Here is an 8,154-nt window from a genome sequence, read left to right on the forward strand (position 1 = left end):
CATTTGACACAGGTCCTGCCGATCCTTAATATTCGGCGGCTTATGTCCGCGAACGTGCCCGAAACGCTGGATGCCTGGCGGATGGTCGTAGCGCGAAGGCGCTTCGACGGTCAGGTCTCCCTGGCTGAATTGACTCGCCTGCAGGGGCTGGTCGCTGATACCGAAGGTGAGTGCAATTACTCGCTCGAATTCGGTCGCGACGAGATCTTGCGGGTATCCTATGTGGAACTGACCATCGATACCGCGTTGCCGCTGACCTGTCAGCGCAGCATGCAGCGATTCCTGTTGCCGGTGAAGATGACCCAGAGGCTTGGCCTGATCCGCGACGAGGACGAGGAATCGTCCCTGCCGGAGGAATACGAGGCGTTGCTGGTGCCCGAAGATGGCCAGCTGCGTCCGTTGGACCTGGTCGAGGACGAACTGGTGCTGGCGGTGCCGGTGGTACCGCTGTCGCCGGACGGTGAGGCAGTCGACAAGGACTGGGCACCGACCGAAGAAGAAACTGAAAAGGCCAACCCGTTTGCGGCGTTGGCAGCATTGAAGAAACAATAGCAGCCGGATTGTCGTCGGCGGCTGCGGCGAAAGCGAAGATTGTGCTGGGCGCTGGCGTCCTGCGCGACGATACGACGAAGCAAATCGAACCGAGTTTGGAGCAATCCCATGGCTGTGCAGAAATCCCGTGTCACCCCGTCCCGCCGCGGTATGCGCCGTGCGCATGACGCCCTGAGCGCCAAGCAGCTGTCGACCGACCCGACCACCGGCGAAGTGCATCTGCGTCACCACATCACTGCTGACGGTTTCTACCGCGGCAAGAAGGTCATCCAGACCAAGTCGTCGGCCGTCCAGGAAGACTGATGTGCCGGAAGGTCGCTGCCCGCTGGGCAGCGGCCTTCGCCTTCTTTCCCGGGCACGCCGGTGAACGGCGGCCTGTGCAACAGGAAACATGATGAGCAAGCGGATCTACTCGAGGATCGCGGGCACCGGTAGCTATTTGCCGGAAAAAGTCCTGACCAACGCCGACCTGGAAAAAATGGTCGAGACCTCGGATGAGTGGATCCAGACGCGCACCGGTATTCGTGAACGGCACATCGCTGCCGAAGGCGAGACCACCAGCGACCTCGGCTACCAGGCCGCGTTGCGCGCGCTTGAAGCTGCCGGTATCGACGCTTCGCAGCTCGACATGATCGTCGTCGGCACGACGACGCCTGATCTGATCTTCCCCTCCACCGCGTGCCTGATCCAGGCCAAGCTCGGTGTGAGCGGCTGTCCCGCTTTCGACGTCAACGCGGCCTGCTCGGGCTTCGTGTTCGCGCTCAGCGTGGCTGACAAATTCATCCGTTCCGGTGATGCCCGCCATGTGCTGGTGATCGGCGCGGAAACCCTGACCCGCATCGTCGACTGGAACGATCGCACCACCTGCGTGCTGTTCGGTGATGGCGCGGGCGCCGTCGTGCTCAAGGCCGACGAAGAGACCGGCATCCTCAGCACCCACCTGCATTCGGATGGCAGCAAGAAAGAGCTGCTGTGGAATCCGGTCGGTGTCTCGGTCGGTTTCGGCGAAGGCAACAATGGTGGCGGCACCATCAACATGAAGGGCAACGACGTGTTCAAGTACGCCGTCAAGGCGCTGGACTCGGTCGTGGACGAAACCCTGGAGGCCAATGGCCTGACCAAGTCCGACCTGGACTGGCTGATCCCGCACCAGGCCAACCTGCGCATCATCGAAGCCACCGCCAAGCGCCTGGACATGTCGATGGACCAGGTGGTGGTGACCGTCGACAAGCACGGCAATACCTCTTCCGGCTCGGTGCCGCTGGCGCTGGACGCTGCGGTCCGTTCGGGCAAGGTCGAGCGCGGCCAGCTGCTGCTGCTGGAGGCGTTCGGTGGGGGCTTCACGTGGGGTTCGGCACTGCTGCGCTATTGATAGTGCAGGTTACGACAACGTGAAACCGTCGTTACGGCCCCTCTGGGGCCGTAATGCGTTAAAGGAGACTGTCATGGTTGAGCCCATCGTCATTGAAGGGCAGCGCGCCTGGCTGAAGCAGTACGGCGAAGGAAGCCGGGCAGTGGCCCTGGGCCTGCTCAATTTTGTTGCACGCCGCTTCCACCTGGACGCGCTGCGGCCACCGCCGCACCGGGGTGGCGATGCCGCGCGCGAAACCGAAGCGCGCCGCCTCGCCGAACTGCAGGCGCAGGGCGTGAATGTGCCCAGCGTGATCGGCAGCGGCCACGCTGCGCTGGTGATCGGCGACAACGGCAGTTCGTTCAACACCTGCCTGCGCGAAGCCGATGATGCCGGTCGCGACCAGCTGGTCGCGGCGGCCATGCACGCCATCGCCCAGGCGCACGGCCGGGGGGCGTACTTCGGCCAGCCGCTGCCGCGCAACCTCACCTGGGACGGGCACAGCGTCGGTTTCATCGACTTCGAAGAAGATCCGCTGGAAGTGATGGACCTGGCCGAAGCACAGGCGCGTGACTGGCTGATGTTCGGCTATGGCGTGGCCAAGTACTACGCTGACCGCCCGCAGCATCTGCAGGCGATGATGGCCCAGGCCATGAGTGACGTGCAGGCGCCGGTGCGGGCGCACGTGCACGCGGTCAGTGGCCGCCTGCAGCGCTTGGCGCGGGTGTGCATGAAGCTGGGGCGTTCGGCACGCGCGCTGGCGCACTCCATCTTCATCACCCACGGTGCCACCACGCTGGGGCTGCTGGTGACAGTGGGCCTGTGCATGGACTGGTTCGCCGATGGCGAGCTGGACATCCTGCAGCTGCTCTGCTGATTGTTGCGTCCGCCGGGCATGGCCCGGCGCTACCGGATTGATTCGCCGGCATGGCCCGGCGATGCAGGGACGTCGCCGGGCCGCGCGCGGCGGCACCTGACCAGGCCGTTCCATACGCCCTGCATACGCGCACGTACAGACGACACAGGGGATTCACCCTTATCATGGACCGCTTCGATTGCAACAAGCGGATGACCGCGTGACCGTATCCACCCTCGCTTTTGTCTTCCCCGGTCAGGGCTCGCAGTCTGTGGGCATGTTGGCCGAGCTGGCCGAACTGCACCCGCAGGTGCGTGAGGCCTTCACCGAGGCATCCGATGGTGCCGGCGTCGACCTGTGGGCGTTGTCCCAGGGCGGCCCGGAGGAAATGCTCAACCGTACCGAATACACCCAGCCGGCCCTGCTGGCCGCCAGCATCGGCGCGTGGCGCGCCTGGAACGCCGTGGGCGGTCCGCGTCCGTCGGTTCTGGCGGGCCACAGCCTGGGTGAGTACACCGCCCTGGTCGCCGCTGGCGCCCTCAGCCTGCACGACGGTGCGCACCTGGTGCGCCTGCGCGGCCAGCTGATGCAGGACGCCGCTCCCGCAGGTGTCGGCGCGATGGCCGCCGTGCTCGGCGCTGAAGACCAGCTGGTGCTGGACGTCTGCGCGGAAGCTGCCGGCAGCCAGGTGGTCGTTCCGGCCAACTTCAACTCGCCGGGCCAGATCGTGATCGGCGGCGACGCTGCCGCGGTCGACCGCGCGCTGGCGCTGCTGGCCGAGAAGGGCGTGCGCAAGGCGGTCAAGCTGGCCGTCAGCGTGCCCTCGCACACCCCGCTGATGCGCGAAGCCGCCAACCGTCTGGCCGAAGTGATGGCCGGCCTGTCCTGGCAGCTGCCGCAGCTGCCGGTGGTGCAGAACGTCGACGCCAAGGTGCACGACGGCGTGGACGCGATCCGTACCGCGCTGGTGCAGCAGCTGTACCAGCCGGTGCAGTGGACCGGTTGCGTGCAGGCGCTTGCCGCCCGCGGCGTCACCCGGATCGCCGAATGCGGCCCCGGCAAGGTGCTGACTGGCCTGGTCAAGCGCATCGACAAGTCCCTCGATGGCCGTTCCCTGGCCACCCCGGGCGACTTTGAAACCGCCCGCGAGACGTGGTCGGCCTGACTACCCCTGATTCTGCCGACCGTCCCGGCAGCCGCTGCAAGCGGCCACGGTGCGGCGGCCGCCCCAGCCTGAGGAAAACATCATGAGCAAGCCCCTGCAGGGTGAAATCGCACTGGTTACCGGTGCCAGCCGTGGCATTGGTGCCGCCATCGCCGATCTGCTGGCCGCCCAGGGCGCCACCGTCATCGGCACCGCCACCACCGACGCCGGTGCTGCCGCGATCGGCGAGCGCCTGGCCGCCCATGGCGGTCACGGCCGCGCGCTGAATGTCACCGACGCCGCCGCGCTGGACGCTGTGCTTGATGGCATCAGCAAGGAATTCGGCGCGATCTCGATCCTGGTCAACAACGCCGGCATCACCCGCGACAACCTGCTGATGCGCATGAAGGAAGATGATTGGGCGTCGATCATCGACACCAACCTGACCAGCGTGTTCCGCACCAGCAAGGCGGTCATGCGCGGCATGATGAAGGCACGCAAGGGCCGCATCATCAACATCGCCTCGGTGGTGGGTGTGACCGGCAACGCCGGCCAGGCCAACTACGCGGCGGCCAAGGCCGGCATCATCGGTTTCAGCAAGTCGCTGGCCAAGGAAATCGGCTCGCGCGGCGTCACCGTCAATGTGGTCGCGCCGGGCTTCATCGACACCGACATGACCAAGGCGCTGCCGGAAGAGGCGCGTACCGCGCTGATCGGCGAGATCGCCCTCGAACGCCTGGGTTCGCCCGAAGACATCGCCCATGCGGTGGCCTTCCTGGCCAGCCCGGCTGCCGGCTACATCACCGGCGAAACTCTCCATGTGAACGGCGGCATGTACATGCCGTAAGCAAGGGGCGCAGGGATTGCGCCGCAAGTGATTGATCTGCGAGGATTTTTGCTGCAATGCAAGGTCGCGCCGGTTTCCACTACACTATCCCACGGCCATCGCCTTTGATGGCGACCACTTTTTGAACCACTACTCCATCTGGAGCGATATCCCATGAGCACCATCGAAGAACGCGTCAAGAAAATCGTCATCGAACAGCTTGGCGTCAAGGAAGAAGAAGTCACCAACAGCGCATCGTTCGTCGATGACCTGGGCGCTGACTCGCTGGACACCGTCGAGCTGGTGATGGCGCTGGAAGAAGAATTCGAGTGCGAGATCCCGGACGAAGAAGCCGAGAAGATCAGCACCGTGCAGGCTGCGATCACCTACATCACGGCCCACGTCAAGGCCTGATGCAGGACGTCAGTGCGCGTGCGGGCCTCGTGCTCGTCGCGCACGACACCCCATGGGGCCGCTCGTTTGCGGCCCTGTGTGTTTGCGCATCACACCGAAGTAAACCGCGTTACCCGTAAAGAACGTTCGGGTCAGGAGAATCAGAAATGAAGCGTCGCGTCGTCGTAACCGGCCTGGGCATGGTCTCGCCGTTGGGCAATGATCTGGCCAGCAGCTGGGAAGGCATCACCCACGGTCGTTCGGGCATCGGTCCGCTGACCAACGTTTCTGATGCCTATCTGGACCGGTTTACCACCAAGATTGCAGGTGAGGTCAAAGGCTTTGACATCACCGCCGACAATGAACTGTTCGGCAAGTATCGGGTCAGCGGCAAGGATGCCAAGAAGATGGACCCGTTCATCCATTACGGCCTCGGCGCCGCCTTCATGGCCCTGCATGACTCGGGCCTGGAGATCACCGATGCCAACGCCGACCGCATCGGCGCCATCGTCGGTGCCGGCATCGGCGGCCTGCTCGGTATCGAAGAGCAGACCATCGAGTTCCACGAGGGGAAGAAGATCTCTCCCTTCTACGTGCCCAAGACCATCATCAACATGCTGCCGGGCCAGCTGAGCATCATCAGCGGCCTGAAGGGTCCGTCGTTCTCGGCGGTCTCGGCATGCGCCACGTCCAACCATTCCATCGGCACCGCCATGCGCATGATCCAGTACGGCGATGCGGACGTGATGGTCGCCGGTGGCGCCGAGCGTGGTTCCTCGCCGACCGCCCTGGGCGGCTTCTGCGCGATGAAGGCGATGAGCACCCGCAACGACGCACCGGAACAGGCCTCGCGCCCGTGGGACAAGGACCGCGACGGCTTCGTGCTGGGTGACGGCGCCGGCATCCTGATCCTGGAAGAGTACGAGCACGCCAAGGCGCGCGGTGCGAAGATCTATTGCGAACTGGCCGGTTTCGGCGCCAGCTCCGATGCGTACCACATGACCGCGCCGAGCGAGAACGGCGAAGGTGCCGCCCGCTGCATGACCATGGCCATGAAGGACGCCGGGGTGAACCCGGACCAGGTCGGCTACCTCAATGCACATGGCACCTCGACGCCGCTGGGTGACCTGGGCGAGACCATGGCGATGAAGGCCGCCTTCGGCGACCACGCCTACAAGATGATGGTCAGCTCCACCAAGTCGATGACCGGCCACCTGCTTGGCGCGGCCGGCGGCGTGGAAGCCATCTTCTCGGTGCTGGCGATGCGTGACGACGTGATTCCGCCGACCATCAACCTGCAGCAGCCAGGCGAAGGTTGCGACCTGGATTACGTGCCCAACGAAGCGCGCCAGGCCAAGGTCGATGTGGTGATGTCCAACGGCTTCGGCTTCGGCGGCACCAACGGCACGCTGATCTTCAAGCGCGTCTGAAGCATCGGACCAACGTCGTGCACCACGGGGCCGCCGCAAGGCGGCTTCCGTGTATCTGAACTTTCCATCTGGCCGCCATGACCCACGCACCGTTGATCCACCCGCTGCCGCACCCGATCGATCTGCTGGCCCTGCAGCAGCACGACCCGGCGCGTTTCCCGCTGCTGATGGAATCCACCGCCTCGGGCACCGCGCAGGGCCGCTGGAGCCTGCTGCTGGCCGCACAGGGCGATGTGCTGCGGCTGGATGCGGATGGCCAGGTGCGTGACCAGCACGACGTGGTGCAGCCCGGCAGCTTCCTGCAGGCGCTGGACCGCGCCTGGCTGGCGCAGCGCCTGCCGCACGATGGCGGTCACCTGCTGCCGTTCCGCGGCGGCTGGGCGTTGATGCTGGATTACGAAGTGGCCAGCCAGGTCGAGCCCGTTCTGCCGGCGCGTGCGCGCGATGACGGACGCCCGACCGCGCTGGCCCTGCGCTGCCCGGCAGCGGTGCTGCACGACCACCAGGCCAACGCCAGCTTCATCGTTGCCGAGGCGGGCGAGCAGGCGTTGCTGGATGCGCTGGTCGCACGCGCATCACACCCGCTGGGTGAGGCCGGGCAGGGCTGGCAGCCGCCGCAGTCGGTCAGCGAAGATGCGCCACAGCGCTTCACCGACGGTGTGCGACGGGTGATCGATTACCTGCGTGCGGGCGATGTGTTCCAGGTGAACCTGTCGCGACGCTGGAGCGCGCACTTTGCCGCGCCCGTCAGCCCGCAGGCGCTCTACGCGCAGTTGCGGCGCGCCAATCCGGCGCCGTTCGCCGGCCTGTTCAGCGCGCACGGCCGTCATGTGGTCAGCTCTTCGCCCGAGCGGCTGGTGTCGGTACATGGCGGCCACGCGCAGACCCGTCCGATCGCCGGCACCCGCCCGCGTTTTGAAGGCGACGATGATGCCGCGCGCATCCAGGAACTGGTCGGCCATCCCAAGGAGCGCGCCGAACACGTGATGCTGATCGACCTGGAGCGCAACGACCTGGGCCGCATCTGCCTGCCCGGCACCGTGGTGGTGGATGAGTTGATGACCGTGGAAAGCTACGCCCACGTGCACCACATCGTCAGCAACGTCAGCGGCCACCTGCGCGCCGATGTCACACCCGGCGAGGTGATCGCTGCCACCTTCCCCGGCGGCACCATCACCGGCTGCCCCAAGGTGCGCTGCATGCAGATCATCAGCGAACTGGAGCAGGTCCCGCGCGGCGCCTATACCGGCGCATTCGGGTGGCTGAACCGCGATGGCGACCTCGATCTGAACATCCTGATCCGTACCGCCGAAGTGGATGGCGACGAGGTCAGCTTCCGCACCGGCGCCGGCATCGTGGTGGATTCAGACCCGGACAAGGAACTGGACGAGACCCGCGCCAAGGCCCGCGGCCTGTTGCGGGCCTTGGGCCAGCAGGGGTAAGGGTAGGGCCCCCGGCGCGGGTGGCCCCCGCGGTCCCCGGGGGGGGGGGGGGGGGCCGGGCGGGGCGGGGGGCGCGGGGTGGCTGGATGCCGTCGCGCGTGCCACGGGGCGACAATGGTAGCCAATCAGGCCGGCGATTACCGCATGACCAACGTCATGC

General features: G+C 65.9%; 9 protein-coding genes. All 9 read left to right on the forward strand.

Features of this window, described 5'->3' with window-relative positions:
- Positions 1-42: 42 nt before the first annotated feature.
- Positions 43-552: a YceD family protein gene (locus ACVOLJ_RS12930; RefSeq protein ID WP_475278168.1), complete on the forward strand. Its 510-nt coding sequence runs from the start codon at positions 43-45 to the stop codon at positions 550-552.
- A gap of 108 nt (positions 553-660) precedes the next feature.
- Positions 661-855: a 50S ribosomal protein L32 gene (gene rpmF, locus ACVOLJ_RS12935; protein ID WP_475277558.1), complete on the forward strand. Its 195-nt coding sequence runs from the start codon at positions 661-663 to the stop codon at positions 853-855.
- Between the two features lie 91 nt (positions 856-946).
- Positions 947-1,924, forward strand: coding sequence for a beta-ketoacyl-ACP synthase III (locus tag ACVOLJ_RS12940; protein ID WP_475277559.1), 978 nt, complete (start codon positions 947-949; stop codon positions 1,922-1,924).
- A gap of 73 nt (positions 1,925-1,997) precedes the next feature.
- Positions 1,998-2,780, forward strand: a complete 783-nt coding sequence (locus ACVOLJ_RS12945) for a BUD32 family EKC/KEOPS complex subunit (protein ID WP_475277560.1) — start codon at positions 1,998-2,000, stop codon at positions 2,778-2,780.
- 199 nt (positions 2,781-2,979) lie between these two features.
- Positions 2,980-3,924, forward strand: a complete 945-nt coding sequence (fabD, locus tag ACVOLJ_RS12950; RefSeq protein ID WP_481564274.1) for an ACP S-malonyltransferase — start codon at positions 2,980-2,982, stop codon at positions 3,922-3,924.
- 82 nt (positions 3,925-4,006) lie between these two features.
- Positions 4,007-4,750, forward strand: coding sequence for a 3-oxoacyl-ACP reductase FabG (gene fabG / locus ACVOLJ_RS12955; RefSeq protein ID WP_475277562.1), 744 nt, complete (start codon positions 4,007-4,009; stop codon positions 4,748-4,750).
- Between the two features lie 153 nt (positions 4,751-4,903).
- Positions 4,904-5,143 (forward strand): acyl carrier protein, encoded by a 240-nt coding sequence (gene acpP, locus ACVOLJ_RS12960; RefSeq protein WP_025874077.1) that lies wholly within the window; start codon positions 4,904-4,906, stop codon positions 5,141-5,143.
- A gap of 146 nt (positions 5,144-5,289) precedes the next feature.
- Positions 5,290-6,552: a beta-ketoacyl-ACP synthase II gene (fabF, locus tag ACVOLJ_RS12965; protein WP_481564275.1), complete on the forward strand. Its 1,263-nt coding sequence runs from the start codon at positions 5,290-5,292 to the stop codon at positions 6,550-6,552.
- Positions 6,553-6,629: 77 nt separating this feature from the next.
- Positions 6,630-7,994 (forward strand): aminodeoxychorismate synthase component I, encoded by a 1,365-nt coding sequence (locus ACVOLJ_RS12970; RefSeq protein WP_481564276.1) that lies wholly within the window; start codon positions 6,630-6,632, stop codon positions 7,992-7,994.
- Positions 7,995-8,154: the final 160 nt, after the last annotated feature.

The organism is Stenotrophomonas sp. STEN046, from assembly GCF_056759755.1.